This is a genomic window from Streptantibioticus parmotrematis, from assembly GCF_019890615.1.
Classification (GTDB): Bacteria; Actinomycetota; Actinomycetes; order Streptomycetales; family Streptomycetaceae; genus Streptantibioticus_D; species Streptantibioticus_D parmotrematis.
On record NZ_JAINVZ010000026.1, the window covers coordinates 30833 to 52466 of the forward strand.

A 21634-nucleotide genomic window follows, 5' to 3' on the forward strand; every position below is an offset into this window, starting at 1 on the left:
CAGCTATGACACGGCCCTGCCTGGCCTGCGACAATCAGGAACGGGGTGCGACCTTCGACGCCGTTGATCGTGGGCAGCGCGGTCCTGAACGTGATGAGGGCAGGGATACACAGATCGTCCGACTCCGCCACTGCGGTTGCGCCGACCGGGTGCCACGAGAAGCTTGCACCAAGTCACCGTCGCGAGCGCGCCGGACCTCGTTGCGGCTACGCGGCGACCAGTTCGCGGGCCTGGGCGTCGAAGTCGGCGACGAGTCGGTTTCGTCCGAAGGGCCGCATGCGCTGCCGCAGGTCCTGCACCGCCTCGACGGCACGGGACGACTTGACCTGCCGCGTCAGCCTCAGCGTGCGGACTCCGGCGGCGTACGCCGAATCGAGGTCACGCCGTTGCAGGTGGGAGACCGCGAGGGCAGCCTGTGACATCGCCCCTCGACGAGCCCGCTTCTGGGCCTTGGCATGGGCGATGGAACGGCGCGCGTGCTCCTCGGCCGCCTCCGCGTCACCCAGGTCGCGGAAGGTATTCGCGTGCTCGCCGTGCAGGTACGCGGGGTCGATGAATGCCGCCCACTCGGATTCCTTGTCGAGGTCGACCCGCTCGTACGCCTGCTCGGAGCGCGCCACCGCCTGTGCGGCCGCCGACTTGTCACCGAGCAGCGCGAGTGCCCGCGCTTCCAGGCACCACAGGTCGGCCAGGCAGGCCGGCGAGGCGGTCCTCGACAGCCCCTGCCGTCCCGCCTGGGCGAGACGGCGGCCCTCGGCGGGGTCGCCGAGCAGCGTCGCCTGGTCGGCCATCCCCGCGAGCACGTGAGCACCCAGCGCCGGGTTCCTCGACTCCTCGGCGAGCCTGAGCGACTGGATCAAGTACCGCTGTGCGACGCCTTGTTCGCCGTTGTCATAGGCCATCCAGCCCAGGAGGTAGGTCTGTTCGGCCGCTGCCTCGCACAACGCCTGGCGAACGCCCTCGTTGTGGGCACGCCGGAGCAGCGGATACACGTGCCGCGTCATGTACTCGGTCAGGGCGAGCCGGCCCGACCCCCCGCCCTGGAAGATGTCCATGCGCTGGAAAGTCGTGAACATGTTCTTGACGGCGGACACGTCCTCGAGACGCACCCGGGGCCCCGGTACCGGTTGCTGGTCGAGCGTGTTCAACAACCAGTCCCGCGAGGGCCCTACACCAGCCACGGCCGCAAACGGCGCGGCTGCAAGGAACTTTCGTCGGTCCACGTCAGCTCTCCCCAAGTCTGCGACCACCTCCACCGTAGCCGCGTACGAAGGGTGTACACGAGCGCGGCATCGGCCGAGCCACCGTCGCCAAGCCCGAGATCGTACGTTGTGATCCGAAATCCGAAGTGGTCGGAGAAGACGTCGGCGAGGATGTCGGGAACGGGGGCTCGCGGCGTATCGCCTTCGAGCCAGCACCGCACGCGGGTCGCATCCGGTGAGATGTGCGGCTGGTTCCACCGAAGCGCCTTGGATTTCACGCGTCGACCCAGCTCTCCCCGGCTCATCCTGGACCGTTCGAGCATCTGCGCGAGCTTGTCGCTCGGCGTCTTCATACTCCAGCCCTCCCGCGACGTGGGGTAGCGAAAGCGACACCCTCCGACACCCCTCACGACGGTACCCCGACCCTCGTCACGCGTGTTGCCTGGTCGTAGGAACCAATCCGGTCAAGACCCGGACCGGAGCCCGTCCGCGCACAAGGGGAGACGCATGATCGAACGACGACGGGGCGCGATTCTCGCCCGCCGCACGCCTGCTGAGGCTCCACCGTCCGTGGTGGTCTTAGCGGGCGAGCCGAAGTCGGCAAGCTTGACACGCGAGTTCGTGCGCGCGTTCGTCCGGCACCACGCGCCGGACGCTTCCGAGGACCATGTCGAGACAGTCGTCCTGGTGGCATGCGAGATGGTCACCAACTCGATCCGTTACGGAACAGGCCCCGGCGACTCATTACAGCTCTCGCTCGACACCGACGACGCCCGCACCCGCGTGGAGGTACGAGACCCGGTGCGACGTCGTCCTCGACCACGCCCCGAGTCGCAGCAGCGCGACCGAGGACGCGGCCTGATCATTCTCGACGCCCTGTGCCGCGAATGGGGCGTCGTCGAGGCCCAGTTCGGCAAAGCGGTGTGGGCGGAGGTGGGGGCATCGTGACGTTCGCCCGACGACGCCTCTGATCAACCCGCGGACGGGCCCGACCACCCGCAGCACACCCCGCACCAGCCGCGGACTCCCACGTATCCACCGAGGGGGAAGACAAGATGACCGCATACCCCGTATCGCCGAACACGGTCCTCGCGAACGCGCTCAGCCACGCCGAGGACGTGCTCACGCCCCGAGTCCTCGCCGCCGCGCCGGAACGCATCGTGTTCGTCGTCGGGACGCAGATCAACGGGGCCCCGCACATCGGGACCTCCCTGGTGCAGTCCCTCACGTTCGCCACGGCGGCCCGGCTGAGGGACACATTCGGTGTCCCGGCCGAGGTCCGGTTCGGCGCCCTCGACAACGCGCCCCACGCTGTCGTCGACGATCGGCGAACCGGGCACCGGTACCAGCGCACCTATGCGCACGCGCTCGGCCAGGAGGTCATCGCCGACCAGATCGACACGCTGTACCGCCCACTCTTCGACGCCCTGTCCGAACGGTTACGTGTCCCGTACGCCGTCGAGACCTACAGCCAGCAGCAAGCCGGTGAGCGTTTCCGCCGGACGTGGCTGCGTGTCCTGCCGCGGATGGACGCCGCTCGGTGGTGGCTCGCGCCCTCCACGGGCGTGGCGCACCTCCGCGTACCGTGCCCACAGCCCGGCTGCGGGTGGGCGGAGAAGTACGCCGAGCGCACTCACGTACAGGCCGCCGACGCGGACCGTGCCACGATCACGGCCGTCTGCCTGTGCCACGGCGAGTACGAGATCATCATCGACCGGAACGGCGAGGCGTACCTCGACCTCGCGACGCTGTACCGGAACCTGGTCAAGGAACTCGCCGTCGCCGACGAGCACGACACCCTGCACGTGATGGTGAAGGGGAGCGACTGGGTCTTCGGCTCGCACCTGGTCGACGGTGCCCTTCAGGCAGTCGGCCTGGCACCCGGGCAGCTCCCCGCCCGCCTGTTCTGCCCGCAGATCGTCAGCGACACCGGTGCCAAGTTGTCCAAGTCGATGATCCGCGAAGGGCGGGGGTCCTTGCCCGACGGCGCGGCCTCCTGGATGCTCGACACACGGGAGTGGCCCGGGCCGCAGTCCGAGTACGTCGAGCGCCTCCTCGGCATGACCGAGGTCGTGCTCTCCGACCCCCGGCACTTCTTCCGCTCGTACTCCGCCCGCGAACTGCGCCGGATGATGACCAGTCCGGCAGCCAGGAGCATCCCCTCCCCATGACGCAATCTGCTGCCGCTCACGTACGCGAACTCAACCTCTACCGGCGGTACTTCGACCTGGTCGCCGCCGGGCGGAAGACGACCGAGGTGCGGGTGAAGTACCCGCACCTCGCCGACCTCGCCGCAGGCGACGTCATCCGCTTCCGGGTCAAGGGCACCGACGAGACGTGCGACGTGCTCGTGAAGCGGGTCAACGGGTATCCCGACTTCGAGGCCCTGCTCGACGGCGAGGGGGCGGCGAACGTCAACCCGACGGCCACGCGCGAGGAACAGCTCGCGAGCATCCGCGCCATCTACCCGCCCGAGAAGGAAGCGCTCGGCGCCCTCGCGATCAGGATCGAACTGCTCGCTCCCTGACCGGCAGCCCCTCGACCAGCCCGAGCCATCACGAACGCGGGGCGACCTTGGACAAGCCGTTGATCACGCGGTCCATCGCGTCGCCGCCCGTCGGGTCGGTCAGGTTCGCCAGGAGCTTCAGGGTGAAACGCATCAGCATCGGGTGGGTCAGGCCGCGCTGGGCGGCCAGCTTCATGATCTTCGGGTTGCCGATCAGCTTCACGAACGCCCGGCCCAGCGTGTAGTAGCCGCCGTACGTGTCCTTCAGGACCTTCGGGTAGCGCTGGAGGGCCAGCTCGCGCTGGGCCGCGCCCGCGCGGGCCGCCGCCTGGGTGATGACGTCCGCGGCGATCTGGCCGGATTCCATCGCGTAGGCGATGCCCTCGCCGTTGAACGGGTTGACCAGGCCGCCCGCGTCGCCGACCAGCAGCAGGCCGCGGGTGTAGTGCGGCTGGCGGTTGAAGGCCATCGGCAGGGCCGCGCCGCGGATCGGGCCGGTCATGTTCTCCGGGGTGTAGCCCCAGTCCTCCGGCATGGACGCGCACCACGCCTTGAGGATCTCCCGCCAGTCCAGCTCCTTGAAGTCGGCGGAGGTGTTGAGCACGCCGAGCCCCACGTTGGACGTGCCGTCGCCCATGCCGAAGATCCAGCCGTAGCCGGGCAGCAGCCGGTCCTGGGCGCCGCGCCGGTCCCACAGCTCCAGCCAGGACTCCAGGTAGTCGTCGTCGTGGCGCGGGCTGGTGAAGTACGTGCGCACCGCGACGCCCATCGGGCGGTCCTCACGCCGGTGCAGGCCCATGCCGAGCGACAGCCGGGTGGAGTTGCCGTCGGCGGCGACCACCAGCGGGGCGTGGAAGGTGACCGGGGTCTTCTCCTCGCCGAGCTTCGCCTCGACGCCGGTGATCCGGCCGGTGCGCGCGTCGGTGATCGGCGCGCCGACGTTGCAGCGCTCGTACAGCCGCGCGCCCGCCTTCTGCGCCTGCTGGGCCAGCTGCTGGTCGAAGTCGTCCCGCTTGCGGACCAGGCCGTAGTCCGGGTACGTGGCCAGCTCCGGCCAGTCGAGTTCGAGCCGCGCCCCGCCGCCGATGATGCGCAGGCCCTTGTTGCGCAGCCAGCCCGCCTCCTCGGAGATGTCGATCCCCATGCCGACCAGCTGCTTGACCGCGCGCGGGGTCAGCCCGTCGCCGCACACCTTCTCGCGGGGGAACGCGGTCTTCTCCAGCAGCAGCACGTCCAGGCCGGACTTGGCCAGGTGGTAGGCGGTGGCCGAACCGGCGGGACCGGCTCCGACCACGATCACGTCGGCGGTGCGCTCGGTGTCGACGGTCGGCTCTGTCACGGTCCAGTCTCCAGTCCGCTGGGCGAATCTACGGGGGATGTGCACGGGTGGGGACGGCGGCGCTCGGGCCGGGCTTCCGTCCGCGACGAGTCTAGGCAGGCGGGGCGGCGAGGGGGACGGCCGGGCGCGGCGTCACGGCCACGCGGGGCGGACCGCCCTCAGGCCTTCGTGGCGCGGTGCAGCGCGACGATGCCGCCGGTGAGGTTGCGCCAGGCCGGCCGCGACCAGCCCGACTCGGCCAGCAGCGCGGCCAGGCCCGGCTGGTCGGGCCAGGCGCGGATGGAGTCGGCGAGGTAGACGTACGCGTCCGGGTTGCTGCTGACGGCGGTCGCGACCGGGGGTAGCGCGCGCATCAGGTACTCGGTGTAGACGGTGCGGAACGGCGCCCAGGTCGGGTGGCTGAACTCGCAGACCACGATCCGCCCGCCGGGCCGCGTCACCCGCAGCATCTCGCGCAGCGCGCCCTCGGTGTCCTGCACGTTGCGCAGGCCGAAGGAGATGGTGACCGTGTCGAAGACGTCGTCCGCGAACGGCAGCCGGGTCGCGTCGCCCGCGGTGAACGGCAGTCGGGGGTGGCGCCGCTTGCCCTCGCCCAGCATGCCGAGGGAGAAGTCGCACGGCACCACGCGGGCCCCGGCGCGTTCGAAGGGCAGCGAGGAGGTGCCGGTGCCGGCCGCCAGGTCCAGCACGCGGTCGCCCGGGCGGGCGTCCACGGCGCGGGCGACCGCCTTGCGCCACAGCCTGCTCTGGCCCAGGGACAGCACGTCGTTGGTGAGGTCGTACTTGGCGGCGACGTCGTCGAACATCGAGGCGACGTCGGACGGCTGTTTGTCCAGGAAGGCGCGGGTCACGCCCCCAGCATAGGCAGCGCGCGACGGCCCTCCGCGAACCGCCCCGGGCGCCCGGCCCCGCACCGCGTACACCGGCCCGGGCCCGCGCCCTCAGCGTCTGCGGTGCAGCACCCGCCCCGCCAGCACGGTCGCCAGGCACTCCCCCGTGTCCCCGAGGACCGTCAGGTCCGCACGGGCGCCGGGGGCCAGCGCGGGCGTCCCGGCGGCGTCGAGCACCCTGAGCCCGCTGCGCCGCGCGGCGTCCCGCAGCGCGGGCTCGCTGACGTGGCGGGCGACGACGGCCGCCGCGCCCGTCCGCATCACCGCGTACACCCGCTCCCGCGGACTGGGCGCGTCCGGCAACGGTCCGTCGTGCACCAGGGCGGGCCCGAGCGTGCCGGGCCAGCGCCGCACGCGGGCGGCCGGGAAGCGCCCGACGGCCTCGTCCAGGGTGCCGACCGCCTCGATCCGGTCGCCGGACACCACCACGGCGCCCTCCGGCACGGGCGCGCCGTCCCAACGCGTCCGCAGCAGCGGCGCGGTGTGAATCGTCAGCACCGGGGACTACGACGCGTCGATGAGCTTCAGCTCGGGATGCGCCGTGCCCCCCTCGATCGCCGTGGACGAAAGGTGCGACACCACATGGTCGTTGACCGGGTCGTTCGCCGGGTCGTCGTGGACGACGAGGTGTTCGTACGTGGTCGCGCGCTGCGCGGGGACGCGGCCCGCCGAGCGGATCAGGTGGATCAGCTCCATGCGGTTGGAGCGGTGCTTGGCCCCGGCCGAGGAGACCACGTTCTCCTCCAGCATCACCGAGCCCAGGTCGTCGGCGCCGTAGTGCAGCGACAGCTGGCCGACCTCCTTGCCGGTGGTCAGCCACGAACCCTGGATGTGCGCCACGTTGTCCAGGAAGATCCGGGCGATGGCGATCATGCGCAGGTACTCGAAGAGCGTGGCCTGCGTCATGCCCTTCAGGTGGTTGTTCTCCGGCTGGTAGGTGTACGGGATGAACGCGCGGAAGCCGCCCGTGCGGTCCTGGACGTCGCGGATCATGCGCAGGTGCTCGATGCGCTCGGCGTTGGTCTCGCCGGTGCCCATCAGCATCGTGGAGGTGGACTCCACGCCCAGGTTGTGCGCGGTCTCCATGATCTCCAGCCAGCGCTCCCCGGACTCCTTGAGCGGGGCGATCGCCTTGCGCGGGCGCTCCGGCAGCAGTTCGGCGCCGGCACCGGCGAAGGAGTCGAGGCCCGCGGCGTGGATGCGGCGGATGGCGTCCTCGACGGAGACGCCGGAGATGCGGGCCATGTGCTCGACCTCGGAGGCGCCGAGGGAGTGGATGACCAGCTGCGGGAACGCCTTCTTGATGGCGGAGAAGTGCTCCTCGTAGTACTCGACGCCGTAGTCCGGGTGGTGGCCGCCCTGGAACATGATCTGGGTGCCGCCCAGCTCCACGGTCTCCGCGCAGCGGCGCAGGATGTCGTCGAGGTCGCGGGTCCAGCCCTTGGCGGTGTCCTTCGGCGCCGCGTAGAACGCGCAGAACTTGCACGCCGTCACGCAGACGTTGGTGTAGTTGATGTTCCGCTCGATGATGTACGTGGCAATGTGCTCGGTGCCCGCGTAGCGGCGGCGGCGGATCGCGTCGGCCGCGGCGCCCAGCGCGTGCAGCGGCGCACCGCGGTACAGGTCGAGGGCTTCTTCCGGGGTGACCCGGCCCCCGGCGGCGGCACGGTCGAGCACGGACTTGAGGTCGGCCTCCGAGGTCACCACGTCGTCGTCCCTCCGGGGTTGCGTTGACGGACCGTCTCAGCCTACCGGGTCGCATCCGGCGCCGTTCTGGCCCGTTTTGTCCGCGCGGCGGGCTGGCGCGGACCCCTCGCGGGGCGCTCCCGGTCCCCTCGCTGCGGCGCGGGTACGCCCGTGACACCCCCAAATCGTCCGGCTACCCTCTTGACCGGCAAGCGCGCGCGAAGCTACTGGGGGAGCCGGGATGTCGGAGACTGGCGGCGGGCCGCGGCCCGGACTGCGGCTGCGCGACCTGCGGGAGCGCCCGGAGGCGGCGGCCGGCGCCCGTACCGGGCCGGCCGGGAGAGCCGAGGCGCTGCGCCGGGCCGCCCGCGCGGTCTGGGCCGCCGTCCGCCCGACCCGCAACCGCACGACCGGCTACGTGGCCGTCGGCGCGGTCGGCGCGCTGGTGGGCACCTCCGTCGCGGTCGGAGTGGGCGCCGCGGGAGCGCTGCCGAGGCTGGCCGACGTGGGCGCGTGGCTGGGCAGTTCGCACAAGGGCGAGGCCGCCCACGCCAACGGCCTGACCGGCCAGGTGGACGGCAAGGTCACGCTGCCCGGGATGGCGGGCGACCCGGTGCAGATCTCGCAGGACGGCAAGACGGTCCTGGTCCTCGACACCCGCACCGGCAAGGTGGTGCGGCTCGACCCGGCGCAGCTGACCGCCGAGCAGTCCACCGAGTACGGCGCGGCCGGACTGCAACTGGTCTCCGGCGGCGCGGTCTCCTACCTGGCCGACCCCGCGCACGGCACCGTCCAGCGCATCGATCCGGTGCTCACCACGCCGCTCGGGCCCAAGCTGGACCTGGGCGCGCCGCTGGGCACCGCCGAGGTGGACCCGCGCGGCACGCTGTGGATACCGGTGCCCTCGCGCGGCCAGGTCGTCCCGGTGACCGGCGACACCCGCAGCCCGGCCGTCACCGTCGGCAAGCCCGGCGACAACCTCGTCCTCACCCTCGCGGGCGGGCAGCCCGTGGTGACCGACACCACCGCCGGTGTCCTGAAGACGCTGTCGGCGACCGGCACGCAGGAGTCGTTCAACCTCCCCGGCATCGCCGCCTCCGGCACCTCCGGCGTCCTCGTTCCCGACCAGACCGACGACGCCGTCGTCCCGGTCCTGAACACCGACGACAGCACGATGGCGCTGGTCCGCACCGACACCGGCGGGCAGACCGACGTCAAGGTGCCGACCGGCGGCGACCGACTGGGCGCGCCGCAGGCACTGGGCGGCAAGGTCTACATCCCCGACGACTCCACCGGCAGGCTGGTGGTCTACGACACGGCCACCGCCGCGTTCGACCCCACGTACACCGTCACCGGCACGCCCGGCACCCTCAACGTCTTCGTGCGCGACGGCCTGTTGTGGGCCAACGACGAGAACAACGCCACCGCCGCGGTGATCAACGCGGACGGGCAGGCGCACCGCATCGGCAAGTACGCGGACGACGTGCCGACGCACCGGCAGCCGCGCGAGCACGACCCGGTCGTCGACACCGTGCCGACCGCGCCGGTCCACACCTCCGTGCCCGCCGGGCCCACCCGACACCGCGCGCCGTCAGGCCCGCCGCCGGGGCCGGTCCACACCGTGCCGTCGACGCCCACGCCCACCCCGAAGCCCAAGCCGAGTCCGTCGCGCAATTGCGGCACGGACTGGCAGGCGGGCTGCCCGGAGCCGATGGCCCCGGGCACGCCGCAGGTCCAGTCCGGCGCGGGCACGATCACCGTGACGTTCGCGGCGGCCTCGGGCACGACGCCGAAGGACTACACGCTCGGCGGCGCCCCCGCGGGCGCCACCGTCACGCCCGACACGGTGGGCCCTGGCGGCCCGTTCACGTTCGAGGTGCGCGGCGGGAAGTGCGGGAGCCAGTACACGTTCACGGTGGTCGCCCACTACGCGGGCGGCGCCCCGGACAAGGCGTCGCAGCCGTCGGCGCCCGCGCAGCCGTGCACGGTCCCGACCGCGCCGACGGTCAGCGTGTCGGTGCCGCAGGGCGGCCACGGCGCGGACCTGAGCTGGACGTCGTCCGGAAGCGGGATGACGTACACGGTCTCCGGCGCGGGCGCGACGGCCACGACGAGCGGTCTCACGCACAATGTGCGGGGGCTGACCAACGGCCGGACGTATTCCGTGACAGTGACGGCCCGCAACGGCGCGGGGTCGCAGGCGGGCAGCGCGACGATCAACCTGACGCCGCCGACGCAGTCGATCGCGATCATCCACAACAGCTCGAACACCCAACCTGTGGTGATCCGCCCGGGCCCGACCACCGCGGGCAACCAGCACGTCTACGACATCCCCGGTGAGACGCAGCCGCACGTCACCGTGGAGTGCCTGGTCCAGGGCCAGTCCGTCAGCCAGGACGGCGTGACCTCGGCCGAGTGGTCCAAGGTCACGTACAAGAGCTACTCCGGCTACATCTCCGACATCTACCTCGACGCCCGCGACAAGGGCGTGTGGCAATGCACCTGACCGTCCACCGCGTCCCTGTCCTCAACTCCCCCCGAGCGAGCGCCCGATGACCGTCCCCGCGCAGCACCCCGCCTCCGGGCCGAACGACGCCGTCTCGCTGTTCGCCCAGTGCTTCCACGCCCTCGCCGACAACGTCGAGCGCGTCGTGAAGGGCAAACGGCCCACCGTCGAGCTGGCGTTGACCTGCCTGTTCGCCGAAGGCCACCTGCTGGTCGAGGACGTGCCGGGGACCGGCAAGACGACGCTCGCCCGGTGTCTGGCCGCCTCCCTGGAGGCGGAGTTCGCCCGCGTGCAGTTCACGCCCGACCTGCTGCCCTCGGACATCACGGGAGTGACGGTCTACCGTCAGAACACCGGCACGTTCGACTTCCTGCCCGGCCCGGTCTTCGCCAACGTCGTGCTGGGCGACGAGATCAACCGCGCCTCGCCCAAGACCCAGTCCGCGATGCTGGAGGTCATGGAGGAGCGGCGGGTCACCGCCGACGGCAGGACGCACCCGGTGCCGCGTCCGTTCATGGTGCTGGCCACGCAGAACTCCGTGGACATGGGCGGCACGTACCCGTTGCCCGAGGCGCAGCTCGACCGCTTCCTGATGCGCGTCACCGTGGGGTACCCGGACCACGCCTCGGAGGTCGCCGTACTCAACGGCTCGGCGGCGGGCGCGACTCCCGAGTCGCTGTCCACGATCGCCTCCGCGCACCACATCGCGGAGTTCATCCAGGTCGCGCAGCAGATCCAGGTCGCCGAGCAGCTCTACGACTACATCGTGCGGATCACCGCCGCGACGCGCGAGCTGCCCGACGTGCGGCTGGGCGCCTCGCCGCGCGGCAGCGTCGCGCTGGCCCGCGCGGTCCGCGTGCGGGCCGCCTCGCAGGGGCGGCCGTACGCGCTGCCGGAGGACGTCAAGGCGCTGGCCGAACCGGTGCTGGCGCACCGCCTGATCCTCACTCCGGAGGCCGAGTTGAGCGGCCGCACCGGCGCGGACGTGGTGGCGCAGGTGCTGGCCACCGTGCCGGTGCCGCACGCGGGCGGGGCCCGGGTGTGATGCTCACGCCGACCGGGTGGGGCGTGGCGGTCGCCGGTGCGGTGCTGACCGCGCTGGGTTACGTGCTCGGTTACCGCGAGGCGGCGGCGCTGGGGATCGCGGGGCTGCTCGCGGTGGCGGTGGCCGTGGTGTGGACGCTGCCGCGGCCGCGTCTGGAGGCGACGCGCCGGATCGCGCCGCGCAAGGTGGCGCGGGGCGAGTACGCGGAGGGCGTGGTGACGCTGGCCAACGCGGGGACGCGCACCCGGCGCGGTCTGCGGGCCACCGACGTGTGCGGCGGCGAGGCGCTGAGCCTTGCGGTGCCGGTGCTGCGGCCGGGCGGGGCGTACGACGCGCGCTACCCGCTGCCGACCGCGCGGCGCGGCCGGATCGCCGTGGGGCCGCTGGGACTCGAGCGCACCGACCCGCTGGGCCTGTCGCGGCGGACGGTGGCGTACGGGGAGGCGGACGCGTTCGTGGTGCGGCCGAAGGTGTGCGTGCTGCCGGTGCTGCCGTCCGGCACCGCGCACCACATGGAGGGCCCGACCTCGGACACCGCCGACGACGGTTCGCTGACCTTCCACGTGCTGCGCGAGTACGTGCTCGGCGACGACCTGCGCCGGGTGCACTGGCGGTCCTCCGCGCGCACCGGGACGCTGATGGTGCGTCAGATGGTGGACGTCTCGCTGCCGCACACCACGCTGGTGCTCGACACCCGGCCGGTCGCGTACGGGCGGGACGACGACTTCGAACTCGCGGTGGACTGCGCCGCGTCCATCGGCCACGCGGCGGCCCGCTCCAACTTCCCCGTCGAACTGCGCGGCGCGGGCGGCCTGTTGCTGCGCGCGGACGGCTCGGGGCAGGACGCGGAGGCGCTGCTCGACCGGCTGGCGCTGGTGACCGGCTCGGCGGAGCGCTCGGCCGCGGCGGCCTTCGACGGCCTGGAGAACCATCGCGGCGGCGGCTCGCTGATCGTGGTGACCGGCACCGGCGACACCGAGGGCCTGGCGGCGCTGGGCCGGGTGCGGCGGCGGTTCGACCGGGTGACGCTGCTGCGGGTGGGCGGCGACGCGCAGGCGCCCGGCGTACGCGAAGTGGCGTCCGACGTACCGCAGTTGCCCATCGACTCGCTCAACGCGCTCGTGGCGAACTGGCGTTGGGAGGCCGTGCGATGAGCGGCGTCGGCCCGGGAGCGGGCACCGGAACGGCCACCGGGACCCGTCCGGCGCGGGTGCGGCCCGCGCCCGCCGCCGGGAACGACTGGGAGTGGGCGGCGCCCGCCCCGGCCACCGCCCCGGACCCGCACGCCCCCGGTCCCACCGGGCCGCACGGCACCACCTCGCCGGGGACCGGCACCCCGCACGCCCGGGTCCCGCGCCGCCGCCGACTGCTGGTCTCGTTGCTGCCGCTGGTGCTGCTCCTGGGCGTCTCCGCGTGCGGCTTCCTGCGGGTCTACCCGGCCGCTCAACTGGCGCCGGTGGCCGCGGTCGCGGTGCTCGCGCCGATGGCGCTGTCGGTGCTGCTGTCCGGGGCGCTCTCGCGCCGCCGCGCGACGCTGAACGCGCTGTGGCCTTCGGTGCTGCTGACCGTCGTCGGCTGGCTGGTGGCCGTCTGCGCCACGCTGTTCCGGCACGGCGGCGGCGGCCTGCCGACCCCCGCGGCGATGAGCGACGCGTGGTCGGCGCTGCTGGACGCGCCGCACGCCGTCCTCACCACGATCCTCCCCGTCCCCGGCACGCCCGCGCTGCTGGTGCTGCCGCACGCGGTGCTGTGGCTGGCGTCGTTCGCCACCGCAGAGCTGGCGTTGCGCACGAAGGGGCCGCTGCTGCCCGCGCTGCCGGGGGTGGTCGCGTTCGGCGTGCCCGTGATGTTCGGCGTGGACGGCCCGGGCCCCGGGCTCGTACTGGCGGGAGCGCTCGCCGCCTGCGCCGGGCTGGTCGCGCTGACCCGGGGCCGGGTGGCGCCGTCGTGGCGTTCGCTGGCGGTCGGGCTGCCGACCGTCGCGGCGCTCGCCGTCGTCGCGGGCGCGGTCGGCCCGTACCTGCCGGGCATCGGCGCGCCCCACGATCCCCGGCACACGGTGACCCCGCCGATGCGGCAGCCGATGTCGGTCAGCCCGCTGGACGAGGTGGCGGCCTGGATGCGCGCCGGGACGCAGCCGGTGTTCACGGTGCGTACGAGCGGCGGCGACGGCGGGCAGAACTACCGCCTCGCGGTGCTCGACTCGTACGACGGCGTCACCTGGTCCAGCGACGCCCGGCTGGAGCGCACCGGCGGCCGGGTGCCGTCGCAGCCCGGCGTCGACCCGGGCGGCACCCAGAAGGTGGTGCAGCAGTTCACCGTGCAGTCGCTGCCCGGGATCTGGCTGCCCGCCGCCGACCGGCCCATCCGGGTGAGCGCGCCCGCCTCCGCCGACCTCGCGGTGGACCCGGCCTCCGGGACGCTCGCGGTGGGCGGCAGCGCGCTGGGCCCGGACGACGCGTCGGTGCGCGCGGGCTACCGCTACACCGCGACCAGCGAGGTCCCGGTCTACGACGCGAGCCGCCTGCAGTACGCGCCCGCCGCCGCCGACCCGGCGATGACCGAACTGCCGCGCACCGACGCCGCCGGGCAGCCGATCGAGGCGGTGTCCACGTTCACCAGGACCGCCGCGCAGGCCACCGCGGGCGCCACCTTCCCGTACGAGCAGGCCGTCAAGCTGGCCGACTGGCTGCGCGACACCTACCACTTCGACCCGACCGCGCTGCCCGGGCACAGCTACCGCCAGCTGGAGTTCTTCCTCACCAGCGGCAAGCGCGGCACCAGCGAGCAGTTCGCCGCCGCGTTCGCGGTGATGGCGCGCACCCTCGACCTGCCCTCCCGGGTGGTCGTCGGCTTCCGGCAGGGCGTGCCGGTCGGCGGCGGCACGTACCAGGTGCGCGGGCAGGACGTGCTGGCCTGGCCGGAGGTGGAGTTCCAGGGCATCGGCTGGGTGCCGTTCTACCCGACGCCCGACGCGGCCTCCGCGCACGGCGCGTCGGTGGCGCCCGCCGGGCAGCCGAAGCAGCGTCAGCAGGTCGACCAGAAGATCACCCAGCAGCCGCGCTCGGCGACCCCGCCGCGCAAGGACGGCGTCGGCGGACAGGCCGCCGCGTCCGGCCGCGCGGGCGGTCCGCCGCCGTGGCTCTACGCGCCGCTCGCGGTGTTCGCGCTGGCCGTCTGCTACCTGCTGCGTGCCGCGTGGGTGCCGTGGCGCAGGCGGGCGCGGCGGCGCGGCGAACCCGATCCGGGGCGGCGGGTGCTGGGCGCCTGGCAGCAGATCGTGGACCGGCTCACCGAGATCGGGCTGCCCGCGACCGGCGCCCACACCGCCGCCGAGGTCGCCGCGTTCGGCGCGGAACGCGTCGGCGGTGCCGCGGGCGAGCACCTTCCGGCGCTGGCGGAGCTGGTCAACCAGGTCGGCTACGCGGGCCGGGCGCCGGACGCCGCCGCCGCGGACGCCGCCTGGCGGCACTGCGACGCGGTCGAGCGCGTGGTGGTCCGCAGCCGTCCGCGCCGGGAGCGGCTGCGGCGCGCGCTGCGCCCGTCGGCCCTGCTCGGGTGCCGCTAGCGGGCCGCCGCCGGCACGTCCCCGGTTCGCCCGCGACGGCCGCCGGATTCCGGTCCCGTACCGGAGCCGGATTCCGATCCCGTACCGAAGGGGGACGAGCGGGATGCGCGGGCGGTGCGGGGTCCGGCGGGCGCGATACGTTGGGCTGCGCCGCGGGTGCGACACGCCGCGGAAACGGGAGAACGCAGGGCACGGGAGGGTCAGTGGACCGGACGCCGGGATGGGGCCACAAGGACGCGGGCGGCGCCGGCAGCCTCGACAGTTACGGCGCGGGCGGCGCGTGGGCGGAGCAGGCGCAGCCGGGGACCGGTTCCTCGGGCGGCGGCTCGTACAGCGGGATCGCCGCGGAGGCCGACGCGATGGGCGGACGGCTGCCGCAGGGCTACCGGTTGCTGCGCCGGATCGGCACCGGCCGCCACAGCACGGTGCTGCTGTGCCGCGAGGAGGAGACCGGGCAGGAGGTCGCCGTCAAGCTGCTGCACCTGACCGTGGACGACGAGGGCGCCCGCCTCGCGGCGCACTCGGAACTGCTGTCGGCGGGCGCGGCGGCCAAGCACTCCTGCTCGGTGCTGGTGGACGACGCGGGCTTCACCCAGGACAACCACCCGTATCTGGTCGAGCGGTTCTGCCGGGGCGGCAACGCGCAGGCCAAGCTGGCCAACTCCGGCACCTTCCCGGTCGACGAGGTCGTCGTCATCGGCATCCGCGCCGCGCTGTCGCTGGCCTGCGCGCACCGGCGCGGCGTACTGCACCTGGACGTGCGCCCGGCCAACGTGCTGTTCGACGACGCGGGCGACGCGCTGCTCGCCGACCACGGGGTGGGCCGGGTGCTCCAGCGCTCGGCGCCCGAACTCGGCGCGGTCTTCGACCCGATGTACGCCTCGCGCGAGCTGTTCGGCTGGGAGAAGCCCGGCCCGTCGGCGGACGTCTACAGCCTGGGGGCGACGCTGTACGCGTTGCTCAACGGCCTGCCCGCGTACGCGGAAGCGGGCAGCACCAGCTGGTCGGCGCTCTACAACGAGGTGCTGCGCGGGGAGTTGCCGCACCCCCACCGGATGGACGTGCCCCCGCAGCTGTTCGACCTGGTGCGCCGGATGATGTCGGTCAACCCCGAGGGGCGGCCGCCGCTCACCGAGGTGCACCGGGTGCTGCGGCTGCTGCTGCCGCCCGCCTACGCGAGCCGGGTGCCCGACCAGGACCCGGAGCCCGCGCCGGAGGCGATGCTGCCCGGCTGGGACCCGGCCGACGACGTCACGCCGGAGGAGCAGGCGGAGGCCGAACGCATCGGCGCCGAGGCGGAGGCGGAGCTCAAGCGGCGCTCCCGGCGCCGGATCATGGCGTCGGCGGCGGCCCTGGTGGTCTTCGCGGGCGCGGCGACGGCGATGACGCTGGTGCTGCACCACGGCGGGAAGAAGACGCAGGCGCACGGCGGCCCGTCCGGCTCGGCCTCCGCGCCGGCCGCGGGCACCCAGGGCAACCCGCAGGCCCAGCAGGTCCCGCAGGACAAGGTGGCGGCGCTGATGCCGCGCGGCGTCTCGGTGGCGGCGGCCGACGGCAGCGTGCAGGTCTCCTGGAAGCAGCCGCAGCAGCCCGCCACGGTGGCCGGTTACTACGTGCAGGCCTCGGCGGACGGCAAGCAGGTCGCGCTCAAACCGGCCGGGTCGAAGACCGACTCCGAGGTGGTCTTCACCGACCCCGCCTCGCTCAAGCAGGGTGTGTGCTACACGGTGGTGTCCATCGTGGAACTCACCAACGGGCAGGTGCAGTACGCCCCGGCGGCGCAGGTGTGCCGCACGACGACGGGCTGACACCCCCGTAAACGGCGACGCGCCGCCGCGATCCCCCGAGGGACCGGCGGCGGCGCGTCGGCGCGTACGACCGGGTCAGTGGCCGATGCCCTTGGCGAGCTGCTCGTCCGCCTGCTGGAAGGTCTGCGCGGCCTGCTCCAGGAACTTGGCCATGCCGTCGATGCCCTCGATGGTCTTGGTCGCACCGTTGTTGAACTCGGTGTACGACTGCTCGAACTGCTTCGACGAGCGGTCGGTGACGTAACCGGCGTTGACCAGCTGGTTGACGTACTTCTGCAGGTCGTGCAGCTTCTGGGTGATGTCGTGCTGACCCGTGCGCAGCTTGGTCGCCGCGTCCTTCATGTCCTGGTACGTGACGTTAACGTTCGCAGCCATATCGGCTTACCTTTCGAGCACGCCTCAGGGCCGACCCCCGTGGCTCCCTGGTACAACGGTCGTTCAGCTTACGGGTGGGGACGCGGGCGTCGCATCCCCCGTTCCCGCAAGTGGGAGACCCGGCGCGAGGTTTCACCGCGTTCCGCACCGCCTTCACCGTTCCCACACCCGGCCCGGTACCCGGCGCCTGGGAGGCCGTCGCGGGCCTGAGGCATCATGGTGGCCGTCCGACGAGAACCACCCCGCGACGGCGACAGCCCGGCGCGGGTCATGATCCAACGCCCGGGGGGACGGCCGTGGAACTCCAGCTCAGCGTCATCGACCCGGTCCAAGACGGCCGCGCCGACGTGCTGGTCGACGCGGACCCGGCGGCACCGGTGGGCGCGCTCGCCGTCGAGATCGCCCGGCAGCTCGGCCGGCCCGACGACGGCCAGGGCCCGCCCGGACTGCACGTGGGCGGCTTCCGCCTGGACCCCGAAGTGAGCCTGGACGCCTCCCCGCTGCGCGACGGCGCCCTGGTCTCGCTGGCCGCGCCGGTCGCCTGCCCGACGCCGGACGCGCAGGGCACCGTCGAGGTGCGCGTGGTGGGCGGGCCCGACGCGGGCGGCGTGCACCGGCTGGGCCCCGGCGTCGCCGTGGTGGGCAGCGGCGCGGACGCCTGGATACGGCTGGCCGACCCCACGCTGCCGCACGCCGCCATCGAGGTGGACGTCGCCATCGACGGCACGGTGACCGTCCACCCCTCCTACGGCAGCACCGCCACGCTGGACGGCGAGGCGCTGACCGGGCCGAAGCCGTGGCGCAGGCGCAGCGTGGTGGCCGTCGGCCAGAGCCTGCTGGAGCTGGCGCACCCCACGTTCCCCGACGCCGCGCTCAAGCCCTCCGAGGACGGCACCGGCCTCGACTACAACCGGCCGCCGCGCATCACCCCGCCGCCGCGCCCCACCAAGTTCAACCTGCCCTCGCGGCCCAAGCAGAGCGAGGCACGGCCGCTGCCGTGGGTGATGGCGGGCATCCCGCTGGTCGGCTCGGTCGCCATGGCGACGATGATGCACCAGCCCTCGTACCTGTTCATGGCGGTGCTCAGCCCGCTGACGATGGTCGGCAACTACGTCAACGACCGCAAGCAGGGCAAGAAGTCGTTCCGCCAGACGCTCGCGGACTACGAGAAGCAGAAGGACTCCATCGAGCGGCAGGCCCGCAAGGCCGCCGCCGCCGAGACCGGCGCCCGCCGCGACGGCGCGCCCGACCCGGCCGAGGTGCAGGTCACCGCGACCGGCCCGGGCCAGCGGCTGTGGGAGCGGCGCCGCGCCGACTTCGACTACGGCCATCTGCGGGTCGGCACCGGCACGTTGCCCTCCGAGGTCGAGGTCTCCGACCCGATGCAGGAGGAGCACAAGCGCACCGCGCCGCGCAAGCTGCTGGACGTGCCGGTGACCGTGCCGCTCCAGGAGCACGGGGTGCTGGGCATCGCCGGGCGCGGGGAGATGCCGCGTGCCATCGGCCGCTGGCTGGTCGCGCAGGCCGCCGTGCTGCACTCCCCCGCCGACCTCCAGGTCTGCGTGCTGACCGACCCCAGCGGCCGGGCGAGCTGGGAGTGGGTGCGCTGGCTGCCGCACGCCCGCGCCCGCGACGGGCAGTCGGCGATCTCGCTGATCGGCACCGACTCCGACTCGGTGGCCCGCCGCATCTCCGAACTGCTGACCCAGGTCACCGCCCGCCAGGAGGCCGCGCGCGACGCGGGCCTGGCCGCCAACCAGATGTGGAGCGGGCCGACCACCCTGGTGGTCCTCGACGGCTCGCGGCGGCTGCGCGCCCTGCCGGGCCTCACCCAGATCCTGCGCGACGGCCCGAAGGTCGGCATCCACCTGGTCTGCCTCGACGCCGACCGGCGGCTGCTGCCGGAGGAGTGCCGGGCGCTGGTCGAGGAGGACTACTACGGGATGCTCCAGGTCTCGATGGCCGGTCAGGAGCCGGTCACCGGGGTCCGTCCCGACTGCGTGAGCCCGCAGTGGTGCGAGCAGACCGCCCGCGCGCTCGCCCCGATCCGTGACATCAGCGGCGACGACGGCGCGGCGCTGCCGGACGCCTGCCGCCTGCTGGACGTCATCGACCTGGAACCGCCCACCGCGCAGGGCATCGTGGCGCGCTGGGCGACCGGCGGCCGGTCCACCAGCGCGGTGGTCGGCGCGTCCTTCGACGGCGCGTTCGCCATCGACCTGGTGCGCGACGGTCCGCACGGCCTGGTCGCGGGCACCACCGGTTCCGGCAAGTCGGAGCTGCTCCAGACCATCGTCGCCTCGCTCGCGGTGGCCAACCGGCCGGACGCCATGACGTTCGTGCTGGTCGACTACAAGGGCGGCTCGGCGTTCAAGGACTGCGTGAAGCTGCCGCACACCGTGGGCATGGTCACCGACCTCGACACCCACCTGGTGGAACGGGCCCTGGAGTCGCTCGGCGCCGAACTGCGGCGCCGCGAGCACATCCTGGCCGCCGCGGGCACCAAGGACCTGGAGGACTACGTCATCGCGATGCGGTCCAACCCGTCGCTGGCGCCGATGCCCCGGCTGCTGATCGTCATCGACGAGTTCGCCTCGATGGCCCGCGAACTCCCCGACTTCGTCACCGGTCTGGTCAACGTGGCGCAGCGCGGCCGTTCGCTCGGCATCCACCTGATCCTGGCCACCCAGCGGCCCTCCGGCGTGGTCTCGCCGGAGATCCGCGCCAACACCAACCTGCGCATCGCGCTGCGGGTCACCGACGCCTCGGAGTCCTCCGACGTCATCGACGCCCCCGACGCCGGGCACATCGCCAAGTCCACGCCGGGCCGCGCCTACGTGCGCCTGGGCGCCTCGTCGCTGCTGCCGTTCCAGTCCGGCCGGGTGGGCGGCCGCCGCCCCGGCCAGGTCGCCACGAAGGCACCGGCGCCGTTCACCGCGTCCGTCGGCTGGGAGGCGCTGGGGCGGCCCGCGCCGGAACGCCCCGCGGGCGCCAGGTCCGGCGACGACGACCTGCTGACCGACCTCGCGGTGCTCGTCGACGCGGTCATCGAGGCCAACGGGCAGCTGGGCCTCCCCGCCCAGCACAGCCCGTGGCTGCCCGCGCTGCCTGAGGCCATGACGCTGGACGACCTGGAGCCGCCGCGCCGACTGTCGCACGACGGGCTGCTGCCCGCGCCGTACGCGATCGACGACCTGCCCGGCCAGCAGGCCCGCCGCACCTGCGTCATCGACCTGCCGACCTTCGGCCACCTGATGATCGCGGGCGCGCCGCGCTCCGGGCGCTCGCAGGCGCTGCGCACCATCGCCGGTTCGCTGGCCCGCGCCAACTCCCCCGCCGACGTGCACCTCTACGCGCTCGACTGCGGCAACGGCTCGCTGCTGGCGCTCAACTCGCTGCCGCACTGCGGCGCGGTGGTGCGCGCCAACGAGGCGGACCGCGCGGTGCGGCTGATCGGCAACCTCTCCGCCGAGGTGCAACGGCGCATGGCGCTGCTGGGCGAACGCGGCTTCACCGACGTCAACGAGCAGCGGCTCGGCGTCCCCGAGCCGGACCGGCTGCCGCACATCGTGCTGTTCCTGGACCGCTGGGAGGGCTTCACGCCTTCGCTGGGCGAGCTGAACGCGGGCGAACTGACGGACGCGGTCTACCAGTTGATGCGCGAGGGTGCGTCCGTCGGTGTCCACGTGGTGATCTCCGGCGACCGCACGCTGCTGCTGGGCCGGATCTCGACGCTGACCGAGAACAAGATGGCGTTCCAGCTCAGCGACCCCTCCGACCTGACCCTGATCGGCCTCAACCCCCGCAAGGTGCCGCAGTCCCTGCCGCCGGGCCGGGGCTTCCGCCAGCAGGGCGCGGTCGAGACGCACGTGGCGATGCTGACGCAGGACCCCTCGGGCCAGGCGCAGGCCGCCGCGCTCGCCACCATCGGGCAGTGGGCCAAGGGCCGTTGGGCCGACGTGCCGCGCTCCCGGATGCCGTTCCGGGTGGACGTGCTGCCGAACCGGATCTCCTTCGAGGAGGCGTGGGAGCTGCGCGACCCGGGCGACCGTGCCGTGGCGAGCCCGATGTGGGCGCTCACCGCGGTCGGCGGCGACCAGCTGCTGGCGCTCGGGCCCGATCTGGCCACCGGCAGCCCGGCGTTCGTCGTCGCGGGCCCGCCGCGCTCCGGCCGCAGCACCGTGCTGCTGACGATGACGCGGTCGCTGCTGTCGGTCGGCACCCAGGTCATCCTGGCCGCCCCGCGCCGCCAGTCCCCGCTGCGGCGGCTGAAGAACGCGCCGGGCGTCGTCGGCTACTTCACCGGTGAGGACATCTCCTCCGAGGAGCTGCGCGAGGCGCTGGAGCGGGTGCACGGGCCGGCCGTGCTGCTGGTGGACGACGCGGAACTGCTGCGCAACTGCGAGGCGAACGAGGTGCTGACCTCGCTGGTGCGGCGCTCGGCCGGCAAGGACGTCGGCGTGGTCATCGCGGGCGACGCGGACGACGTGTGCGGCGGCTTCTCCGGCTGGCAGGTGGAGATGAAGAAGGCCCGGCGCGGTCTGCTGCTGTCCCCGCAGAACCTCTCGGACGCCGACCTGGTCGGCGTGCGGCTGCAACGCGGCTCGGTCGGCCAGCCGGTGGTCCCGGGCCGCGGCCTGCTCCACCTCGGCGACGGCGAGGTGCGCACCGTGCAGGTCCCGCTGACGGCGCTGTAGCGGACGCGGGGG

The 21634-nt window shown here is 73.4% G+C and carries 15 protein-coding genes and 1 pseudogene; 9 read left to right on the forward strand and 7 right to left on the reverse strand.

Features of this window, described 5'->3' with window-relative positions:
* Positions 1 to 206 precede the first annotated feature (206 nt).
* Together K7472_RS27555 and K7472_RS33875 are read right to left on the reverse strand one after the other, a co-directional pair.
* Positions 207 to 1460 (reverse strand): NsdA family TPR-like regulatory protein, encoded by a 1254-nt coding sequence (locus K7472_RS27555; protein WP_504740139.1) that lies wholly within the window; start codon positions 1458 to 1460, stop codon positions 207 to 209.
* Positions 1370 to 1555 (reverse strand): annotated as a pseudogene (locus K7472_RS33875) (transcriptional regulator); the annotation flags it as partial. The gene K7472_RS27555 and the pseudogene K7472_RS33875, both read right to left, overlap by 91 nt.
* A 154-nt stretch (positions 1556 to 1709) precedes the next feature.
* On the opposite strand from K7472_RS33875, the gene K7472_RS27560 reads away from it, so the two are divergent.
* From K7472_RS27560 to K7472_RS27570, 3 genes are all read left to right on the forward strand, one after another.
* Positions 1710 to 2150 carry an ATP-binding protein gene (locus K7472_RS27560; protein ID WP_222981289.1) on the forward strand — a complete coding sequence of 147 codons (441 nt, stop codon included), beginning with the start codon at positions 1710 to 1712 and terminating at the stop codon, positions 2148 to 2150.
* A 107-nt stretch (positions 2151 to 2257) separates the two neighbouring features.
* On the forward strand, positions 2258 to 3373 hold the full coding sequence (locus tag K7472_RS27565; RefSeq protein ID WP_222981290.1) for a hypothetical protein: 1116 nt from the start codon (positions 2258 to 2260) through the stop codon (positions 3371 to 3373).
* Positions 3370 to 3729 carry an ASCH domain-containing protein gene (locus K7472_RS27570; protein ID WP_222981291.1) on the forward strand — a complete coding sequence of 120 codons (360 nt, stop codon included), beginning with the start codon at positions 3370 to 3372 and terminating at the stop codon, positions 3727 to 3729. Before K7472_RS27565 ends, K7472_RS27570 begins: the two co-directional genes overlap by 4 nt.
* A 28-nt stretch (positions 3730 to 3757) precedes the next feature.
* Here K7472_RS27570 and K7472_RS27575 read toward each other — a convergent pair whose 3' ends face one another.
* From K7472_RS27575 to mqnC, 4 genes are all read right to left on the reverse strand, one after another.
* Positions 3758 to 5047, reverse strand: a complete 1290-nt coding sequence (locus K7472_RS27575) for a geranylgeranyl reductase family protein (protein WP_222981292.1) — start codon at positions 5045 to 5047, stop codon at positions 3758 to 3760.
* A 158-nt stretch (positions 5048 to 5205) separates the two neighbouring features.
* Positions 5206 to 5898, reverse strand: a complete 693-nt coding sequence (locus tag K7472_RS27580; protein WP_222981293.1) for a demethylmenaquinone methyltransferase — start codon at positions 5896 to 5898, stop codon at positions 5206 to 5208.
* Between the two features lie 90 nt (positions 5899 to 5988).
* Positions 5989 to 6435, reverse strand: coding sequence for an imidazolonepropionase-like domain-containing protein (locus K7472_RS27585; protein ID WP_222981294.1), 447 nt, complete (start codon positions 6433 to 6435; stop codon positions 5989 to 5991).
* Positions 6436 to 6441: 6 nt separating this feature from the next.
* Positions 6442 to 7641, reverse strand: coding sequence for a cyclic dehypoxanthinyl futalosine synthase (gene mqnC, locus K7472_RS27590; RefSeq protein WP_222981327.1), 1200 nt, complete (start codon positions 7639 to 7641; stop codon positions 6442 to 6444).
* A gap of 223 nt (positions 7642 to 7864) precedes the next feature.
* Here mqnC and K7472_RS27595 point away from each other — a divergent pair, with 223 nt between their 5' ends.
* The 5 genes from K7472_RS27595 (at position 7865) to K7472_RS27615 (ending at position 16550) form a co-directional block, all read left to right on the forward strand.
* Positions 7865 to 10129 (forward strand): NHL repeat-containing protein, encoded by a 2265-nt coding sequence (locus K7472_RS27595; RefSeq protein WP_222981295.1) that lies wholly within the window; start codon positions 7865 to 7867, stop codon positions 10127 to 10129.
* A gap of 46 nt (positions 10130 to 10175) precedes the next feature.
* Positions 10176 to 11174: an AAA family ATPase gene (locus K7472_RS27600; RefSeq protein ID WP_222981296.1), complete on the forward strand. Its 999-nt coding sequence runs from the start codon at positions 10176 to 10178 to the stop codon at positions 11172 to 11174.
* Positions 11174 to 12328, forward strand: a complete 1155-nt coding sequence (locus tag K7472_RS27605; RefSeq protein WP_222981297.1) for a DUF58 domain-containing protein — start codon at positions 11174 to 11176, stop codon at positions 12326 to 12328. The genes K7472_RS27600 and K7472_RS27605 overlap by 1 nt, the downstream gene beginning before the upstream one ends.
* Positions 12325 to 14742, forward strand: a complete 2418-nt coding sequence (locus tag K7472_RS27610; RefSeq protein ID WP_222981298.1) for a transglutaminase TgpA family protein — start codon at positions 12325 to 12327, stop codon at positions 14740 to 14742. Before K7472_RS27605 ends, K7472_RS27610 begins: the two co-directional genes overlap by 4 nt.
* Before the next feature lie 203 nt (positions 14743 to 14945).
* Positions 14946 to 16550 (forward strand): serine/threonine-protein kinase, encoded by a 1605-nt coding sequence (locus tag K7472_RS27615; protein WP_308014117.1) that lies wholly within the window; start codon positions 14946 to 14948, stop codon positions 16548 to 16550.
* Positions 16551 to 16625: 75 nt separating this feature from the next.
* Here the strand turns inward: K7472_RS27615 and K7472_RS27620 are convergent, their stop codons facing one another.
* Positions 16626 to 16925 (reverse strand): WXG100 family type VII secretion target, encoded by a 300-nt coding sequence (locus K7472_RS27620; protein ID WP_222981300.1) that lies wholly within the window; start codon positions 16923 to 16925, stop codon positions 16626 to 16628.
* A gap of 296 nt (positions 16926 to 17221) precedes the next feature.
* On the opposite strand from K7472_RS27620, the gene K7472_RS27625 reads away from it, so the two are divergent.
* Positions 17222 to 21622: a type VII secretion EssC family protein gene (locus K7472_RS27625; RefSeq protein WP_222981301.1), complete on the forward strand. Its 4401-nt coding sequence runs from the start codon at positions 17222 to 17224 to the stop codon at positions 21620 to 21622.
* Positions 21623 to 21634: the final 12 nt, after the last annotated feature.

Coding starts and splice junctions, on each gene's coding strand:
- K7472_RS27565 (WP_222981290.1), top strand. CDS start 2,258: ATGACCGCATACCCCGTATCGCCGAACACGGTCCTCGCGAACGCGCTC.
- K7472_RS27610 (WP_222981298.1), top strand. CDS start 12,325: ATGAGCGGCGTCGGCCCGGGAGCGGGCACCGGAACGGCCACCGGGACC.
- K7472_RS27595 (WP_222981295.1), top strand. CDS start 7,865: ATGTCGGAGACTGGCGGCGGGCCGCGGCCCGGACTGCGGCTGCGCGAC.
- K7472_RS27605 (WP_222981297.1), top strand. CDS start 11,174: ATGCTCACGCCGACCGGGTGGGGCGTGGCGGTCGCCGGTGCGGTGCTG.
- K7472_RS27560 (WP_222981289.1), top strand. CDS start 1,710: ATGATCGAACGACGACGGGGCGCGATTCTCGCCCGCCGCACGCCTGCT.
- K7472_RS27620 (WP_222981300.1), bottom strand. CDS start 16,925: ATGGCTGCGAACGTTAACGTCACGTACCAGGACATGAAGGACGCGGCG.
- K7472_RS27600 (WP_222981296.1), top strand. CDS start 10,176: ATGACCGTCCCCGCGCAGCACCCCGCCTCCGGGCCGAACGACGCCGTC.
- K7472_RS27570 (WP_222981291.1), top strand. CDS start 3,370: ATGACGCAATCTGCTGCCGCTCACGTACGCGAACTCAACCTCTACCGG.